We start from the raw sequence: 15,940 nt of genomic DNA on the forward strand, positions 1-15,940 counted from the left end.
GATCAAACTCCTTGGTCTGGGGGGTCGATGGCGATGTCGGAGAGCGCGTAGTTCCCGTCTCGGTCGAGACCGGCGACGCGCGCGAGGGTTTCAACGCGCCGAGCCGTGCCGCGGCCGGCAATGAAGACGATCATATCGATCGCCTCGGCGATCAGCCGGCGCGGCACGGTGACCACCGCTTCCTGGATGAGCTGCTCGACGCGGTAGAGCGCGGTGGCCGCACTGTTGGCGTGGAGCGTCGCGATCCCGCCGGGATGACCAGTGTTCCAAGCCTTGAGCATGTCAAGCGCTTCGGGACCGCGCACCTCGCCGACGATGATGCGATCGGGTCGCAGCCGCAGCGTCGAGCGGACGAGATCGGCCATCGTCACGCTGCCGGCGCGCGTTCTCAACGCGACCGTGTCCCGCGCCGGCGACTGGAGCTCGCGCGTGTCCTCGATCAGGATCACGCGCTCGTCGAGATGCGCCATCTCCGCGAGAAGGGCGTTTGCGAGCGTCGTCTTGCCCGAGCTGGTGCCGCCGGCGACGAGAATGTTGCTGCGATTGACGATGGCGAGCGACAGCAGTCGGGCGGTGTCCGGCGACATGATGCCATCCGCAACATAGTCGATCAGCTTGTATATGCGGGTGGCTGGCTTCCGGATCGAGAAGCATGGCCCCGTCGCGACCGGCGGCAGCAAGCCCTCGAAGCGTTCGCCCGCGCCTTCTCCGTGCGGCGGCAGCTCGGCCGACACGATCGGCGACGCGGCATGAACTTCGGCCTTTGCCTGCGACGCAACGAGACGGATGATGCGCTCTACTTGCGCGGCTTCAAAACTGACCTGCGTTTCGATGCGTCCTTCCCCGAGCCGATCGAGGCGAAGCGCACCATCGGGGTTGACCATAATTTCGAGAACCAGCGGGTCCGCCAGCGCGGCCGCAATCGTCGGCCCCATTGCCGTGCGCAACATCGACCGGCGGCGGTCATGGGCGATCGTTTCGCTCATGATCCCGCCTCTCCGTCAGGCTCGCTGCCCAGCGTCCGTTTTCCGCTGGCGAGCTGGCGGCCGAGCTGACCGATAAACTGATCGAAGCGCTGGTGGCCGAGCGCGATCGCAGCGGTATCGTTGTCGGGCAGCGGCGCGGTGACCATCAGCTGGTAGCGCACGAACAGCGCCAGACTCTCGAGCAGCACCTCAATGTCGCGCCGGATCAACGCCTGTTCGCGCGACATCCGGTCGAGCCGGTGCTTGAAAAGATCATCGACCTCCTGCGTGCCGCGACGGGCGAGCCAAGCGGCGATTGCGCCGTTGACCAGCCGCGACTTGTTGGCGCCGGGTCCTGTCGCAAGCGCTTCGAGCGCGTCGCTCAGCTCGCGGTCGATATAAAGGTTTTGGCGTACCTTCATTCCCGCCTCACAGTCCCGGCACCAGATCGTGCCGGCTGCTCTCGTTGAGCGCATGCGCACGCACCGCGGGGTTGAGGTCGCGTGCCTGATCCATCGCCCGCTTGTCCGCGGCGACATCGTCGTTTTCGGCTATGTCGGTTTGCAGGGTGGTATTCTCACAATTTGGCGATGGCTTTTGGTGCTCGGGCAAACCCGGATGACGCTGCTGTTGCAGACCGCCATCTTCGTCCTGGCTGCCCTCCTCGGTTGGCATCGCCAGACGCGCATCGACCAAGCGCGCTTCGCTCGCCCAGTCATGTGGGCGCTCGGCGGGACGGTCCCGATATTCCGCCCCGTTTAGGCAAGGCGCTGCAAGCCGCCGATCGGTGAAATTGCAGTCGCTATAGTAGTGCAGCTTGCGCGCGCGGATCGGGGCCAGGCCGGCGACCAGCACCAGCTCGTCGTCCGGTGGAAGCTGCATTACCTCGCCCGGCGTTAGCAGTTGCCGTGCGGTTTCCTGCCGGCTGACCATGACGTGGGCCAGCCAGGGCGCGAGCCGGTGCCCGGCATAGTTGCGCATCGCGCGCTGCTCGGTCGCGGTGCCGAGCGCATCCGAGATGCGCTTCGCCGTGCGCTCATCGTTGGTCGCGAAAGCGACACGAACGTGGCAGTTGTCGAGAATCGAATTGTGCTCGCCGTAAGCCTTCTCGATCTGGTTGAGGCTCTGGGCGATCAGGAAGGCGCGTATTCCGTAGCCGGCCATGAATGCCAGACTGGTCTCGAAGAAGTCGAGCCGGCCGAGCGCCGGGAACTCGTCGAGCATCATCAACAGCTTGTGACGCTTCGTGCCGGTGTCGGGCTGGTCGAGCCGCTCGGTCAAGCGGCGGCCTATCTGATTGAGCACCAGGCGGACGAGCGGCTTGGTACGGCTGATGTCCGACGGCGGGATGACGAGGTAGAGCGACAGCGGCCGCTCGGCTTCGATCAGATCCTCGATCCGCCAGTCACAACCCGAGGTCACCTCGGCGACGGTCGGATCTCGGTAGAGCCCGAGGAACGACATCGCCGTCGAGAGCACGCCCGAGCGCTCGTTCTCACTCTTGTTGAGCAACTCGCGTGCGGCTGAGGCGATGACCGGATGGACCCGCGGCTCGTCCGTGGTGCCGAGATGATTGGTGGTCATCATCCGCCGGAGCGTCGCTACGAAGCTCCGCTGCGGATCGGAGAGGAAGGTTGCTACGCGCGCGAGCGTCTTCTCCTCCTCGGCATAGAGGACATGGAGAATCGCGCCGACAAGGAGCGAATGACTGGTCTTCTCCCAATGGTTGCGCCGCTCAAGCGCGCCTTCGGGATCGACAAGGATATCGGCGATGTTTTGGACGTCCCGGACTTCATCAGCGCCGCGACGGACCTCAAGCAGCGGATTGTAGCGGGTGGAGCGCGGATCGGTCGGATTGAACAGCAGACAATGCGAGAAGCGCGCCCGCCAGCCGGCGGTCAGCTCCCAGTTCTCGCCCTTGATGTCGTGAATGACGGCAGAGCCGGTCCAGGACAGCAGCGTCGGAACGACGAGGCCGACGCCCTTGCCCGAGCGAGTGGGCGCGAACGCCATGACATGCTCAGGGCCGTCGTGGCGCAGATAGCAGCCGGCGCTGCGTCCAAGCATGACGCCGGCATCGCGATAAAGCCCTGCATGGCGAATCTCGCGCTGCGTCGCCCAACGCGCGGAGCCATAAGTGGTGACCAGCGGCGATTGCCGAGCGCGCCACAGCGAACCCGCAATCGCGGCGCCGCACCCGAGAAAGCCGCTGGCGCCAGCGAGCGCACCGGCCTTGTCGAAGATCTCGGGAGCGTAGGCTTCGTAGTGATACCACCAGCCGAACAGCGCCCACGGGCGATAGACCGGCATGTCGCCGATCCGCAGCCAAGGGGCGCCGAGTTCGGGCTGGTAGGCGAGCATCGTTGCCGCCCATTGGGTCGCAGCCCACACACCCGCGATCACGATCGCAAAGACGATCAGTATCTGTCCGAGTAGCAATTTGGTCGGTGTCACGGTCCAGCTCCCGCCGGCCGGAATCAGCTTGGCCGGGCGGGATCAAACTCGGCGAACGCTGGCGGAATCGGAATGGACGTGATGGGCCGAGATAGGCCGGGAAGAGGCGTTTCCGGAGTGACTGACCCTGCATCATCCAGTTTGGGAACATCGGTTACATGTGGCGGACTTCACCCTCGCAGGCGGTAGCGATGCGACCGCAACGCGCCGAACGGATTCAACCAACTGACGACTTGAGGTGGTCGTCATTCAGGATCTAATGCAGTCAAATGGCGTATCGTCCAGCTTCGCTCCTGGTTCACGCTTTACACGCACGCGCGACGCGATACCCTAGATGTCTGTGGATTGCCCCTATCTGTCGTGATTACTTGCAAAGGCGACAAACATTTGCTCGACGAGCAGTCGGTCGGCGTCGGACTCTCGCTCTCGTAAGCTGAAATCAGGTCGGCCAAGCGGGGGATCAAATTCTGCGCGCGAGGTAATCGGAACCGCCGCTATGGTTCAAATTGGCCGAAAAACAGCAAATGTAGAATGAACGGACCTTGTTTTGTTCTCAACCGCATTCGGCATCTAGCAGGCTCCTATGCCCTATCAGAATAAGCCCTTGTGTCAGTATTGGGCGACTGCGCCCGGAGCCTGATACCCGATTAAAATTCACCGATATCGCACCGCGATACTTTCGATCACATTGCAGGTTGCCGCGACACCGCCGTCGCAGGATTCGGCGATCTTGGTCAACTCAGCGCGAAGCAACTCGAGCCGCGCAATTCGGTCCTGAACATCGTGAAGATGACGGCGAGCCAAAGCTGCCGCGTCCGCGCAATCCCTGTCCGGTTGGTCCGACAGGTCCATCAGCGACCGGATTTCGTCGATCGAGAAGCCGAGTGCGCGTCCATTTCGAATAAATACCAATCGGCTCACATCGGACTGACCATAGGTGCGTCTTCCGGATGACGTGCGAACCGCCGGAGGCATGAGCCCGATATATTCGTAGAAGCGGATCGTGTTGATTTTGATCCCAGTTGCAGCAGCCAGCCCGCCGATCATCAACGTTTCCATTATGCGCTTGCTCCTCCAGTCACTGGAGGATGTAGAGTCCCGAATCAGGATTGAACAGCCGGAAACTTGGCCGATGCCTGACGCCGCATTCACCCCTGCCCTCGGTCGAGCCGATCTGGACGATTATGATCGCGCAATACGCCTTTGGACGCGTGAAAGCGTCTGGCGCGGCGCCCTCCTTCGGCAGGTCGTACCTCGGTCCGGGGAAACCATTCTCGACGTCGGTTGCGGGACGGGCTCCTTCGCCGTGATGCTGAAGCAAGCGGCAACGGGTGCACGGATAGTCGGGCTCGATCCTGACGCCCGTGTTCTGGAGCTTGCCGCCGCCAAGGCCGCAGCCGCAGGAATCGAGGTCGAGTGGCGACAAGGCTTCGCCAGAGACGCTGCGTCTCACGGACCCGAGTTCGACAAGGTGATCTCGAGCCTGGTCCTCCATCAAATGCCGCTTATCGAGAAACCCATCGGGATTGCAGCAATGCTAGCGGCGGTTCGGCCCGGTGGAGAAGTTCACATCGCCGACTACGCTCGTCAGCGAAGCTGGCTTATGCGCACCTTATTCCGGCTGACGGTGCAGCGCCTCGACGGTGTGGCGGACACCCAGCCCAACGCGGACGGCGCCTTAGAAGCGATCCTCGCCGAAACCAACGCGGCAGCCGCGCATCCTACCCGCGTTGTCCGGACGGTGACGGGCGCGATCAGTCTGTTCCTTGTGCGTAGAGAACGTTGATGCTGCGGCTTGGCGAGAAAGCGCTTGCTCCTCCAGTGGCTGGAGGTTCTATGGAGCCGGCTCTAAACTTTGCGATGAGGGCTTGATGAGCGACGATTGCGGTTGCACCGGCGATGAGACCCGCGCGCGCACGGACCCGGCTTACCGGCGCGCGCTTTGGATCGTCGTGATCCTCAATATCGGCTTCGGTTTGATCGAAATCGTGGCCGGCTTTCTTTCCGGCAGCCAGGCGCTGAAGGCCGATGCGCTCGATTTCCTCGGAGACGGATCGATCACCTTTGTCGGTCTCCTTGCTCTTGGATGGGCGGCGGCGACCCGCGCGCGAGTGGCGCTGACGCAGGGGCTCTTTCTGGCCGTTCTGGGTGTCAGCGTAATAGCGATGGCTGTTTGGCGGGCGCTGAACGCCGTCCCACCCGAGGCCGAAATCATGGGCGGCGTCGGGGTTGTCGCCCTCGCGGTCAATATAACGGCGGCACTGGTCCTGGCGCGGTTCCGTGAAGGGGGCGACGCCCAAGCACGAGCGATCTGGCTCTTTTCACGTAACGATGCGCTGGCCAACATCGCCGTCATTGCCGCCGCCGGGCTGGTGTATTGGCTCAACAGCGCATGGCCCGATCTTATTGTGGCGGGCGCCATCGCGCTGCTCTTCATCCACTCCGCTTGGGAAATCATCCGCGACGCGCGGGGCGAACTGCGCGAGGAGCGAACTGCGTGACGCGCTTACTGTCCCGCACGCTGCTCGGCCTGCTCGTTCTTTCCATTCTCGTGATTGGCCGTCCTGCCTTCGCGAGCGACGCTGGGACCATCTGGCGGCTTCTCGACTATATGGCTGTCGATTATGGCGCCGCTGTTGAGCAGGGCCGCGTTGTCAACGAGTTTGAATATGCGGAGATGGTGGAGTTCGCCTCCACCGCCCGCTCAGGCATCGCGGCTCTTCCGCCGACCGCCGCTCGAGGTGAGCTTCTGGCTGATGCCGCGCAGCTCCAGAAAATGGTTGCCGAGAAGGCGGCTGCCGAGGTCGTTGCAGCCGAAGCGCGACAGTTGGCGAGTGATCTGCTCGCCGCCTATCCAATGACCTTAGCGCCTTCCACCGCCCCCGATCTCGCACGCGGGGCTGCCCTCTATGCGGAGAATTGCGCAAGCTGTCATGGTGCGACGGGGGATGGCCGTGGGCCAGCCGCTGCCAATCTCGATCCGCCGCCGATAGCGTTCACCGACATCGAGCGGGCGCGCCAGCGCAGTCTGTTCGGGCTTTACCAAGTGATCGACCAAGGCATCGAGGGCACCTCCATGCCGAGCTTCGCGCACTTGCCAACGGCCGACCGCTGGGCGCTCGCATTCCATTCCGGCAGTCTGGCGTTCGACAGGGCGGAAGAAGGCGAGCGGTTGTGGAAGAGCGATCCAGCGCTTCGGGAGCGCTTTCCCGACCTCGCCGCGCTCACCGGCATCACGCCCGCCGCGCTGGCGGGGGAAATCGGGCAAGACAAGGCCGACGCCCTTACGGTTTATTTGAGGACTAACCCGTCCGTCGTGACCGACACGGCAGGCTCTCTCGTTGTCGCGCGCCAGAAGTTGGCCGATGCTTCACGGGCCTATGCAGCCGGCGATCGGGACCGTGCGGAAAGTCTGGCTCTATCGGCTTATCTCGACGGCTTCGAGCCGGTCGAACCCATTCTGGCGGCGCGGGACGCGGGACTTATGTCGCGGATCGAGCGAGCGATGGGCGAGCTTAGGGCGGCGATCAGCCGGGGTGAACCGGCAGGAGTCGTGGATGAGCGTCTGACGGCGCTCGACACGCTGTTCGATGAAGCTGAGACGGCCTTGTCGCCGGAAGCGGCTAGCGATTGGTCGACGTTCCTCGGAGCGTTCACGATTCTTCTCCGGGAAGGGCTGGAGGCTCTTCTAATCGTAATCGCGATGATCGCCTTCCTTCGTAAAGCGGAGCGGACTGAAGTGCTGCCCTATGTCCACGGCGGCTGGGTAGCGGCGCTCGTTGCTGGTGGGCTCACCTGGGTGATCGCCACCTATCTGATCGGTGTCAGCGGCGCGAGCCGTGAACTCACCGAAGGCTTCGGGTCTCTCCTTGCGGCCGTGGTGCTTCTCTCGGTTGGAATCTGGATGCATGGCAAATCTCAGGCTGACCAGTGGCAGCGCTATATTCGGGAGAAGCTAGGGAAAGCCCTCTCACGCGGGTCGGCCTGGTTCCTCTTTGGACTGGCTTTCATCGTGGTCTATCGAGAGGTGTTCGAGACGATCTTGTTCTACGCGGCCCTGTCAACCCAAGGGAATGGCGGGGTCATGTTGGCTGGCGGAGCTACGGCCATAGGCGTCCTCGCCGTCACAGCCTGGATTATGCTTCGTTACAGTCGGCGCCTGCCGATCGGGAAGTTCTTCGCGTACAGCTCGGTTCTGATTGCGGTCCTCGCCGTCGTGCTCGTTGGCAAGGGCGTCGCGGCATTGCAGGAGGCCGGCTTGCTGGAAATCCAGCCGCTCAGCGCGGTCCCGCGCATTGAGATTCTCGGTATCTTTCCGTCTGTCCAAGTAATCGCGGCCCAAGCGATCGCGATCGCAGCGGTGGTGATCGGATTCTGGTATAATGTTCGTATAGCTGCGGCCTATTCAGCGAACGTCAAATAGCCTCATGTGCCGATTGTGCCTATGTGGCCACTCTACACCGAACCGGCCGGAAACTGCCCATCGAGCCTCTTCCCTTAGCAGGCGCTCAGGTGTTCGAGCCCGGGCATGTCGTCCCCGCGGCGCTGTTCTCGCTAGCGAAGACGCCCGAAAGGTCGAGAAGGCGGTCGCGCGGCCACGCATCGATCAGGCGCGGCGCGTTGCCTTCGGCACCTGTCATTTCGCAAGAATCGGAGTGCATGCCGAAACAGCGAAGTCGGTTGTGCAAGCACTTGACCCTGTAGCAGCTATAGGCTGCATAAGCCGTGTCGAAAGGATCGGTCATGGGTGCAATTCGATCACAGCGGCTCGGAGCGGCGTTTCGGGACGAACTCGATCGGAGCATGTCCGCGCGGCGCGCGGGCGATTTCGACGGAGCCTGGCATGCGCTCGAACGCGCGCACATCGTCTCCCAGCCTGTTCTTCGAATACATCTCGCCGCGCATGTCGCAATGCTGCGACTGGCAATGGAGGCCCGCGATGCACGAGAGATCGCGGGCCAGCTTTGGAGACTGGTTCTGGCGCCACTCGGCGCGCTGAGCGGGCGCATTCCGCACGGGAATACCGGCCGGTCCAATGTGAGCGCGTTCAGGGAAATGCCCATACCGCCAGACCTGCGCGGTCTCCTCGATACGCGTCGCCAATAGATCCTCGTTTCACCCGCTCAGGCTTGCGAAGATCAACTCTGCGCCGGGGCCAGGGCCTCGAGAATGCGGCATTCGGCGATCGAGCCGCCGCGGCAGGAGTCGACGACCTCCGCCAGTTCGCGGCGGAGGGCGGTCAGATCGGCGATCTTGCGATCGATCTCCTCGAGATGCCCGCCGGCGAGCGCATCGACCGTGCCGCAGTCGCGGTCGCGCTGATCCGAAATCTCGATGAGCGCGCGCACCTGGTCGAGCGAGAAGCCGAGATTGCGCGCCCGGCGGATGAAGCTCAACCGGGCAAGGTCGCGGTCGGAATAGACGCGGTAATTTGCATCGGTTCTGCCCGGAGGGTCGATCAGGCCGACCTTCTCGTACCAGCGGACCGTCTCCACCTTGGTGCCGGTCGCCTTCGCCAGCCTACCGATCGTCAGTTGTTCGACCATGGTCTTGACCCTGTAGTTGCCACAGGGTGCATATGGGGAAGGCAATCGATTCGGTCGAGGGATGAAAACGCGATGGCCTGCACCAGCTGCGCCGCCGATACGACACCTGCCAATGCGCCACGCTGGCGGCTTGCCTTGTGGATCGCGCTCGCGGTCAACCTGGGCATGTTCACCGTCGAGATCGTGGCGGGCGTCGCCGCGGGATCGCAGGCGCTGCTTGCCGACGCACTCGATTTCCTCGGCGATGCGGCAAACTATGCGATCAGCCTCGGTGTCGCGGGCATGGCGCTTGCCTGGCGTGCGCGCGCGGCTCTGCTCAAGGGCTGGACGCTCGCGCTGCTGGGCCTGTGGGTTCTCGGCAGCACCATCTGGTCGATCTGGAACGGCGCGCCGCCCGAGGCCCATCTCATGGGCGCAGTGGGGGTTGCGGCGTTGGTCGCCAATGCCGGCGTGGCGGTGATGCTGTACCGCTTCCGCAGCGGTGACGCCAATATGCGTTCGGTCTGGATCTGCTCGCGCAACGATGCGATCGGCAATGTCGCGGTCGTCGCTGCCGCTGCGGGGGTGTTCGGGACGGGCTCCGCCTGGCCCGATCTTGTCGTCGCAGGGATCATGGCGGGACTGGGAATCTGGGGTGGATGGCAGATCATGAACCAAGCGCGTAAGGAGCTCGCTCTATCTCCCGCAGATGATCCCTACCCCGCAATGTCACGAACTTCGACCGAATAAAGGAAGAAGGACGTGACGCGACGTAATATTGTATCCTTTTATCAGCGAATATTTGGGGCTGACAAAATCAGTCTTGGCATATAAGGGCCCAGTTGTGCGGTCATCACCACTCCCTAGCGCGGCTCCTTCGCTTCGGTATGTCCTCATTGGGCTACTGCTGGCGATTGCAGTTCTTTTTGGGAGTGCCGTTGAAGCCAGCGCATGTGCTTCGGAGCCGGTCGCTGCGGCCGCTGTAGAAGCTTCCATAACCGATGACGGCAACGCTCCTCTGCAAAACGATGCAGACCCTACCGGGGAGCATAAGGCCTGCGCCCATGGCCATTGCCATCATGGACAATATGCGCCGCCCGAGCGGGGTGCTGCGCCTATAACGCTGGTGGCTGAGCAGCGTGCCTTATTTCCCGTCGAGATTCGTCGGCCGGGAGCCGAACCTGCTCGGCTGAAGCGGCCTCCTCGCATCTGACATTTCCACGTTGCGCTGCCGTTTGCAGCGCGTCGCAAATGTCAGTCGAGGATTACCAGCAACATGACCGTCATAGGTTGGCGAGGCCGCGCGCTCTTGAGCGTGTCGCTCGCCCTCATTTCCACGCCGTCGGTGGCGCAGGATGTCTTAACGCTTGACGAGGCGCTACGTCGATCTGGAGTCGAAGCTCCAGCTACGCCGCCCGAGCCAAACCCGCGCATAGTGGGACCGGTCGCGGAAGCCGAGGCTGCTCGCGCCCTCGTTGACCAAGCCCGTCTGCGCCCGAACCCGGAACTCAGTTTCGAGGCCGAGAACATCGCCGGGACCGGCGCATTCAGCGGCCTGAGTGCAACCGAATACACGCTGTCTGTGGGTCAACGGATCGAGCTGGGCGGCAAGCGTTCGGCGCGCATCCGTTCGGCGCAGGCCGAAGTGGCCGTGGCCGATATCCGAGCGACTTTGGCAGTCGCGGATCTCGCCCTCAACGTCCGCGAACGTTACGTCGCGGCTGTCGCCGCCCAAGCGCGTGTCGAACTGGCTCAAGATGTCGTCCAGCGCAGTCGCGAACTGGCCCGCATTGCCGGGGAGCTTGTGAAGGCCGGCCGCGAACCGCCGCTTCGGTCATTGCGCGCATCCGCCACCCTTGCTGAGGCGGAAGCGCAACTCGAAGCGGCACAGGCAGCAAGCCTGGCAGCGCGCTCCGCGCTGGGAGCGCTGTGGGGAGCGGACAGTGTGCCGCCCCAGGTTTCCACCAGCTTTCCCGGCATCATCCCCCCTGCTGCGTTGCTCGCGTCTCGTGATGCGCTCGCTTTACGCCTAGCTTCAGCCGAGCGTGAAGCTGCTCGCGCGGACATTGCGCGTCAACGGTCTCTGGCAACACCCGATCCGGTGGTCTCCGCCGGCGTCCGCAGATTTGCGGAGAGCGATGACCAGGCGTTTCTGGTCGGGGTCTCCATTCCCTTGCCTTTCTGGAATCGGAATCAGGGCAACGTTGCCGCCGCGCAATCGCGATTGCGCGCGGCGACCGCGCGGGAGGCGGTCGTGCAGACGGAGTACGAGCAACAGGTTACGAGCGCACGCGCCGAATACCTGGCGGCCGAGACACGCGAACAGACACTTTCCGAATCCTCGCTGCCGCAAGCGGAGGAAGCGTTGCGGCTCGTCCGCATCGGATACCGCGCCGGTCGGTTCCCATTAATCGAGGTTCTCAGCGCCGCCGAAGCCCGCGACGGCATTCGCGAAGCGCTGATCCAGGCGCGCGAAGCTCGGGGGCGCACAGCCGCGCGTCTTCTTCGGCTCGCCGCTCAGGGGGAGTAACTCAATGACACGCAAATCCTATGTAATCATCGCCGGAGCGGTCCTGCTGGCGCTCGTAGCCTGGCTATTCCTTCGGCCGGAAGCGAGCCAAGCACCCCAACCTGAGGAGCAGGAAGAATCGGCCGAAGCTCCCGAAGGGGTTGTGCTTCTCTCCAACGACCAAATTCGCGACGCCGGTATTGCAGTGGAAAGGGCGATGCGTGGCGCGGCCCTTGAGCTTGTGTTTCCTGCGACCGTTGCGGCAGCGCCCACCAGCGTCGCGCGTATCGATGCACGCGCAGCGGGCGTGGTGCGCACCGTCGAAAAGACGCTGGGCGATTATGTCCGGCGCGGGGAAGCAGTCGCTCGCATTGAAAGCGGCGAGGCAGCGGCGCTGGCAGCGCAGCTCTCGGCCGCCCGAGCGCGGGTAACGGAGCTGTCCGCCGCCTATGAGCGCGAGCGCCAACTTTTCGACGCCAATGTGACGGCGCGCCAGGAACTGGAGGCGGCGCGAGCCAATCTTTCGGTCGCGCAATCGGAACTCGAACGCGCCCAAGCCGCGGCTGCCGCCGCGGGCGTTAGCGCGGACGGCCGATCAATAGCCGTTACCAGCCCTCTCGCGGGCCGCGTCACGGCAGCGCCGATCGTGCTGGGCTCCTATGTCAATGCAGGCGATGAACTATACAGCGTCGTGAACCCGAGCGGGTTGCAAATCGAAGTGGCCGTGCCGGCAGCTGACGCCGGCAGCATTGCCCCCGGCGACGAGGCTATCATCACCTTGCCCGGCGGCGGCGAAGCGAACGCCGAAGTTCGTTCCATCACGCCCTCGCTCGATCCGGAGAGCCGCAGCGCCGTGGCGATCCTGTCGCTACCGCGACCTCTGCCCAACCTACAGCCCGGCGCCTTTGTCCAAGTTCGCATCCGCCCCTCCGGGGAAGTGGATGTGAACCAAATCGCCGTTCCCGAAGCTGCCGTCCAGGTGCTCGACGATAATGACGTAGTGTTTGTGCGAACCCAGCGCGGATTTCAGGCGCAGCCGGTCGAGATCGGTACGCGATCGGGAGGCCGGGTCACCATTCTGTCCGGCCTTGAAGCTGGGCAGACGATTGCCACGACCAATGCCTTTCTCCTGAAGGCCGAAATTGAAAAGGAAGAGGCCGAACATGGTCACTGATGTGGAGAAGCCCATCGAAGCCGAGGCAGCACACAAGCACGGCCCGATCGGCGCCATTCTCGATATTGCGGTTCGTTTTCGCTGGGCCGTAATCGTGCTGACCGTGCTGGTGGCGGGCTATGGAGCCTTGAACCTCGTGCGGCTGCCGATCGATGCCGTTCCCGACATCACCAACACGCAGGTGCAGATCAACACCGTCGCGCCGGCGCTTTCGCCGGTGCAGGTGGAGACGCAAGTCACTTTCCCCATCGAGACCGGTCTGGCCGGGATTGAGGGGCTGGAGATGACCCGCTCGATCTCGCGTAACGGCTTCAGCCAGGTGACGGCCATCTTCGAAGAGGGCACCGACATCTACTTCGCGCGCCAGCAGGTCAGCGAAAGACTGGTGCCGATTGGCGCTTCGCTGCCCGAAGGAGCGGAGCCCGGGATGGGTCCGATCTCCACCGGGCTCGGCGAAGTGCTTATGTACATCATTGAGTATGAGTATCCCGGCGGCAAAGGAGCTTCCAAGGGCGGCCGCGTTGGCTGGCAAGCAGACGGCAGCTTCGTCACTGAAAGGGGCGAGCGGCTCGAGACCGAGGTCGCTAAGGCCGCCTATCTGCGCACCGTGCAGGATTGGGTCGTCGCACCGCTGATGCGCTCGGTGGACGGCGTAGCCGGGGTCGATTCAATTGGCGGATATGAAAAGCAGTTTCTCGTCCAGCCTGATCCCTCGCGCCTGACCGGATATGGACTCTCATTCGATGAACTGATCGCCGCCCTGGATGCCGCGAACCTCGCGGAAGGCGCCAACTTTGTGGACCGTGGCGGTGAGGCCCTTCTGGTGCTTATCGATGCCCGTTTGGGCGGCATCGAGGATATCGAAGAGGCGGTCATTACGACCCGCGAAGGCGTGCCCGTGCGGATCGGCGACGTAGCCGAGGTCAGCATTGGCGGCGATCTCAGGACCGGCGCCGCATCGCTAAACGGTGAGGAGGCGGTCGTCGGCACGGTGTTGATGCGTAGCGGCGAGAACAGTCGCGCTGTTGCGGCTGAGGCTGCCGAGCGGCTCGGAGAGGTTCAGGCTTCACTTCCCCAGGGCGTGGTCGCCGAAATCGTCTACAATCGGTCTTCGCTGGTCGATGCCACCATCGCCACGGTGGAGAAGAATCTCACCGAAGGGGCGCTGCTCGTAATCGTCGTCCTGTTCCTGCTGCTCGGGAATTTTCGCGCTGCGATCATCGCTGCCCTTGTCATTCCGCTATCAATGTTGATGGCGGCGATCGGCATGAACCGCCTCGGCGTGTCGGGAAATCTGATGAGCCTCGGCGCCTTGGATTTCGGGCTAATCGTCGACGGCGCGGTCATTATCGTCGAAAACAGCATCGCCAGGCTCGCGGCACGGCAGCATCTTGAAGGTCGTCTTTTGACCCTCGGCGAACGGCTGACCGAGACGCGGCTCGCAGCACAGGAAATGATCAAGCCAACCGTTTACGGACAGGCAATCATCCTTCTCGTTTATGCACCGCTGCTCACCTTTACCGGTGTCGAAGGGAAGACCTTCTCGCCGATGGCGATCACGGTCATGCTCGCGTTGGCGTCTGCCTTCGTGCTTTCGCTGACGTTCGTGCCGGCGATGATTGCCGTGCTTCTGAACAAAAAGATCGCTGAGAAGGAGGTGAAGCCGATCCGCGCCGCCAAGGATCGCTATGGTCCCGCACTGCGTCGGGCCATCGCACGACCCAGGCCGGTGATCGGCGCAGGCGCGGCCATGTTCGCTGTGGCGGCGCTCCTCTTTGGCACGCTGGGAAGTGAATTTACGCCCCAGCTCGATGAGGGTGACATTGCGGTTCAGGCCCTTCGTATCCCATCGACTTCGTTGGAACGGTCCCTCGACATGCAGCGTCGGGTGGAGGACCAGTTGGAAGAGTTCCCGCAGGTCGAGCTGGTGTTTTCCCGTACCGGGACGGCCGAGGTCGCTAGCGATCCCATGCCGCCCAACGCTTCAGATGCCTATGTCATCCTGAAGCCACGGGAGGAATGGCCCGATCCGGATTTGTCGAAGGACGAGCTGGTGGCCAGTATGGGTGAGAGCCTCGAAGGTCTCGTTGGCAACATCTACGAGTTTAGCCAGCCCATCGAGCTGCGTTTTAACGAACTCATCGCGGGCGTACGCGGCGACGTCGCCGTCAAAATTTATGGCGATGATCTCGTGGCCATGAGCGACGCCGCGAACGAGATCGCCGGCGCGCTTCGCGAAACCGAAGGCGCCGCGGATGTTAAGGTTCAGCAAGTTACCGGTTTCCCGACGCTCGACATCGCCTTCAACCGCTCCATGATCGCACGTTATGGCCTCAAGGTCGAAGATGTGGCGCAATCGGTGGCGATCGCGCTGGGTGGCCGGCCCGCCGGACTTGTCTTTCAGGGGGATCGCAGGTTCGAAATTGTCGTCCGTCTGACGGATGTCGCCAGGAACGATTTCGATCAGTTGGGCTCACTCCCGATTCAAATTCCTGGAGGCTCGACGGTTCCGCTGCGCCAGCTTGCGGAGTTCCGGGTGGTCGACGGCCTCGCAGAAGTGCGACGCGAACAGGGTCGGCGGCTTGTCGTGGTATCGGCCAACGTTCGCGAGCGGGATCTCGGCTCATTTGTTCAAGAGGCACAGCAGCGTGTTTCTGAAAGTGTGAGCCTGCCACCGGCGGCGTTCGTCGAGTGGGGCGGACAGTATGAGAACCTCCAGGCGGCGCAAGCACGGTTGGCCATTGTGGTTCCCATCTGCTTCGCCCTCGTCCTCCTGCTACTGTTCATGGCGCTTGGCGGCTGGGTGCCCGCTCTCGCGGTGTTCAGCGCAATTCCGATGGCGTTGGCGGGAGGGATCTTCGCGCTGGCGCTGAGGGGCTTGCCCTTCTCTGTGTCGGCGGCGGTCGGCTTTATCGCCTTGTCGGGCGTGGCCGTTCTGAACGGCCTCGTCATGATGACGGCGATTCGGCAGCGCCTGGAGAGAGGCATGCCCTTAGATGAGGCGATCGTCGATGGTGCGCTGGCGCGTCTGCGGCCAGTGCTAATGACCGCACTGGTTGCCTCCCTCGGCTTTGTTCCGATGGCGATCGCGACGGGAACCGGCGCCGAAGTCCAGCGCCCACTCGCAACCGTCGTGATCGGTGGCCTAATCACTGCGACGGGGCTTACGTTGTTCGTGCTGCCCGCAATCGCCCGACTTGTGCTCGGCGACGGAACAGAGAAGCCGAACTGGCGTCAGCAATGGTGGGATCGCCTCACGCGCAACGCGACACGCGAGGAGCGCCGCGAATTGAGGGACATTACATGAAGGGAT

General features: G+C 63.2%; 14 protein-coding genes. 8 read left to right on the forward strand and 6 right to left on the reverse strand.

The genetic code is table 11. The features are described 5' to 3' along the window. Nucleotides 1-2 precede the first annotated feature (2 nt). From trbB to H7V21_RS11350, 4 genes are all read right to left on the reverse strand, one after another. Entirely contained in the window at nt 3-986 is a 984-nt protein-coding gene (gene trbB, locus H7V21_RS11335) for a P-type conjugative transfer ATPase TrbB (protein ID WP_188053860.1), read from the reverse strand. After that, nucleotides 983-1,387, reverse strand: coding sequence for a CopG family transcriptional regulator (locus tag H7V21_RS11340; RefSeq protein ID WP_188053861.1), 405 nt, complete (start codon nt 1,385-1,387; stop codon nt 983-985). Before H7V21_RS11340 ends, trbB begins: the two co-directional genes overlap by 4 nt. Before the next feature lie 7 nt (nt 1,388-1,394). Further along, complete coding sequence (locus H7V21_RS11345; protein ID WP_188053862.1) at nt 1,395-3,419, reverse strand: conjugal transfer protein TraG; 2,025 nt, start codon at nt 3,417-3,419, stop codon at nt 1,395-1,397. A 654-nt stretch (nt 3,420-4,073) separates the two neighbouring features. Further along, nucleotides 4,074-4,478: a MerR family transcriptional regulator gene (locus tag H7V21_RS11350; RefSeq protein ID WP_262503841.1), complete on the reverse strand. Its 405-nt coding sequence runs from the start codon at nt 4,476-4,478 to the stop codon at nt 4,074-4,076. Nucleotides 4,479-4,551: 73 nt separating this feature from the next. Here H7V21_RS11350 and H7V21_RS11355 point away from each other — a divergent pair, with 73 nt between their 5' ends. From H7V21_RS11355 to H7V21_RS11365, 3 genes are all read left to right on the forward strand, one after another. After that, nucleotides 4,552-5,205, forward strand: coding sequence for a class I SAM-dependent methyltransferase (locus tag H7V21_RS11355; RefSeq protein WP_188053863.1), 654 nt, complete (start codon nt 4,552-4,554; stop codon nt 5,203-5,205). Between the two features lie 85 nt (nt 5,206-5,290). Continuing rightward, the gene (locus H7V21_RS11360) at nt 5,291-5,920 is read left to right on the forward strand and encodes a cation diffusion facilitator family transporter (protein WP_188053864.1); all 630 of its coding nucleotides are present in this window, start codon (nt 5,291-5,293) and stop codon (nt 5,918-5,920) included. Continuing rightward, nucleotides 5,917-7,842: an FTR1 family protein gene (locus tag H7V21_RS11365; protein ID WP_410482660.1), complete on the forward strand. Its 1,926-nt coding sequence runs from the start codon at nt 5,917-5,919 to the stop codon at nt 7,840-7,842. The genes H7V21_RS11360 and H7V21_RS11365 overlap by 4 nt, the downstream gene beginning before the upstream one ends. An 85-nt stretch (nt 7,843-7,927) precedes the next feature. Here H7V21_RS11365 and H7V21_RS15925 read toward each other — a convergent pair whose 3' ends face one another. Further along, nucleotides 7,928-8,059 carry a hypothetical protein gene (locus H7V21_RS15925; RefSeq protein ID WP_262503842.1) on the reverse strand — a complete coding sequence of 44 codons (132 nt, stop codon included), beginning with the start codon at nt 8,057-8,059 and terminating at the stop codon, nt 7,928-7,930. A gap of 163 nt (nt 8,060-8,222) precedes the next feature. Here H7V21_RS15925 and H7V21_RS11370 point away from each other — a divergent pair, with 163 nt between their 5' ends. Further along, complete coding sequence (locus H7V21_RS11370; protein ID WP_262504094.1) at nt 8,223-8,525, forward strand: DUF3703 domain-containing protein; 303 nt, start codon at nt 8,223-8,225, stop codon at nt 8,523-8,525. A 32-nt stretch (nt 8,526-8,557) separates the two neighbouring features. On the opposite strand, the gene H7V21_RS11375 is transcribed toward H7V21_RS11370, so the two are convergent. Beyond that, a complete protein-coding gene (locus tag H7V21_RS11375) occupies nt 8,558-8,965 on the reverse strand; it encodes a MerR family transcriptional regulator (protein WP_188053867.1) in 408 nt (135 codons plus the stop codon). A 72-nt stretch (nt 8,966-9,037) separates the two neighbouring features. Between H7V21_RS11375 and H7V21_RS11380 the strand changes: the two genes are divergently transcribed. From H7V21_RS11380 to H7V21_RS11395, 4 genes are all read left to right on the forward strand, one after another. Beyond that, complete coding sequence (locus H7V21_RS11380; RefSeq protein ID WP_188053868.1) at nt 9,038-9,694, forward strand: cation transporter; 657 nt, start codon at nt 9,038-9,040, stop codon at nt 9,692-9,694. Nucleotides 9,695-10,220: 526 nt separating this feature from the next. Beyond that, complete coding sequence (locus H7V21_RS11385) at nt 10,221-11,474, forward strand: TolC family protein (RefSeq protein ID WP_188053869.1); 1,254 nt, start codon at nt 10,221-10,223, stop codon at nt 11,472-11,474. A gap of 4 nt (nt 11,475-11,478) precedes the next feature. Further along, nucleotides 11,479-12,627, forward strand: a complete 1,149-nt coding sequence (locus H7V21_RS11390; protein ID WP_188053870.1) for an efflux RND transporter periplasmic adaptor subunit — start codon at nt 11,479-11,481, stop codon at nt 12,625-12,627. Continuing rightward, nucleotides 12,617-15,934: an efflux RND transporter permease subunit gene (locus tag H7V21_RS11395; protein ID WP_188053871.1), complete on the forward strand. Its 3,318-nt coding sequence runs from the start codon at nt 12,617-12,619 to the stop codon at nt 15,932-15,934. The genes H7V21_RS11390 and H7V21_RS11395 overlap by 11 nt, the downstream gene beginning before the upstream one ends. The last annotated feature ends 6 nt before the right edge of the window (nt 15,935-15,940 follow it).

The sequence above is a fragment of the Sphingosinithalassobacter sp. CS137 genome (assembly GCF_014334115.1).
In the GTDB taxonomy this organism is placed as follows: domain Bacteria; phylum Pseudomonadota; class Alphaproteobacteria; order Sphingomonadales; family Sphingomonadaceae; genus Sphingomonas.

Coding starts and splice junctions, on each gene's coding strand:
- H7V21_RS11350 (WP_262503841.1), bottom strand. CDS start 4,478: ATGGAAACGTTGATGATCGGCGGGCTGGCTGCTGCAACTGGGATCAAA.
- H7V21_RS11360 (WP_188053864.1), top strand. CDS start 5,291: ATGAGCGACGATTGCGGTTGCACCGGCGATGAGACCCGCGCGCGCACG.
- H7V21_RS15925 (WP_262503842.1), bottom strand. CDS start 8,059: ATGACAGGTGCCGAAGGCAACGCGCCGCGCCTGATCGATGCGTGGCCG.
- H7V21_RS11355 (WP_188053863.1), top strand. CDS start 4,552: ATGCCTGACGCCGCATTCACCCCTGCCCTCGGTCGAGCCGATCTGGAC.
- trbB (WP_188053860.1), bottom strand. CDS start 986: ATGAGCGAAACGATCGCCCATGACCGCCGCCGGTCGATGTTGCGCACG.
- H7V21_RS11380 (WP_188053868.1), top strand. CDS start 9,038: ATGGCCTGCACCAGCTGCGCCGCCGATACGACACCTGCCAATGCGCCA.
- H7V21_RS11385 (WP_188053869.1), top strand. CDS start 10,221: ATGACCGTCATAGGTTGGCGAGGCCGCGCGCTCTTGAGCGTGTCGCTC.
- H7V21_RS11395 (WP_188053871.1), top strand. CDS start 12,617: ATGGTCACTGATGTGGAGAAGCCCATCGAAGCCGAGGCAGCACACAAG.
- H7V21_RS11375 (WP_188053867.1), bottom strand. CDS start 8,965: ATGGTCGAACAACTGACGATCGGTAGGCTGGCGAAGGCGACCGGCACC.
- H7V21_RS11390 (WP_188053870.1), top strand. CDS start 11,479: ATGACACGCAAATCCTATGTAATCATCGCCGGAGCGGTCCTGCTGGCG.
- H7V21_RS11340 (WP_188053861.1), bottom strand. CDS start 1,387: ATGAAGGTACGCCAAAACCTTTATATCGACCGCGAGCTGAGCGACGCG.
- H7V21_RS11370 (WP_262504094.1), top strand. CDS start 8,223: ATGTCCGCGCGGCGCGCGGGCGATTTCGACGGAGCCTGGCATGCGCTC.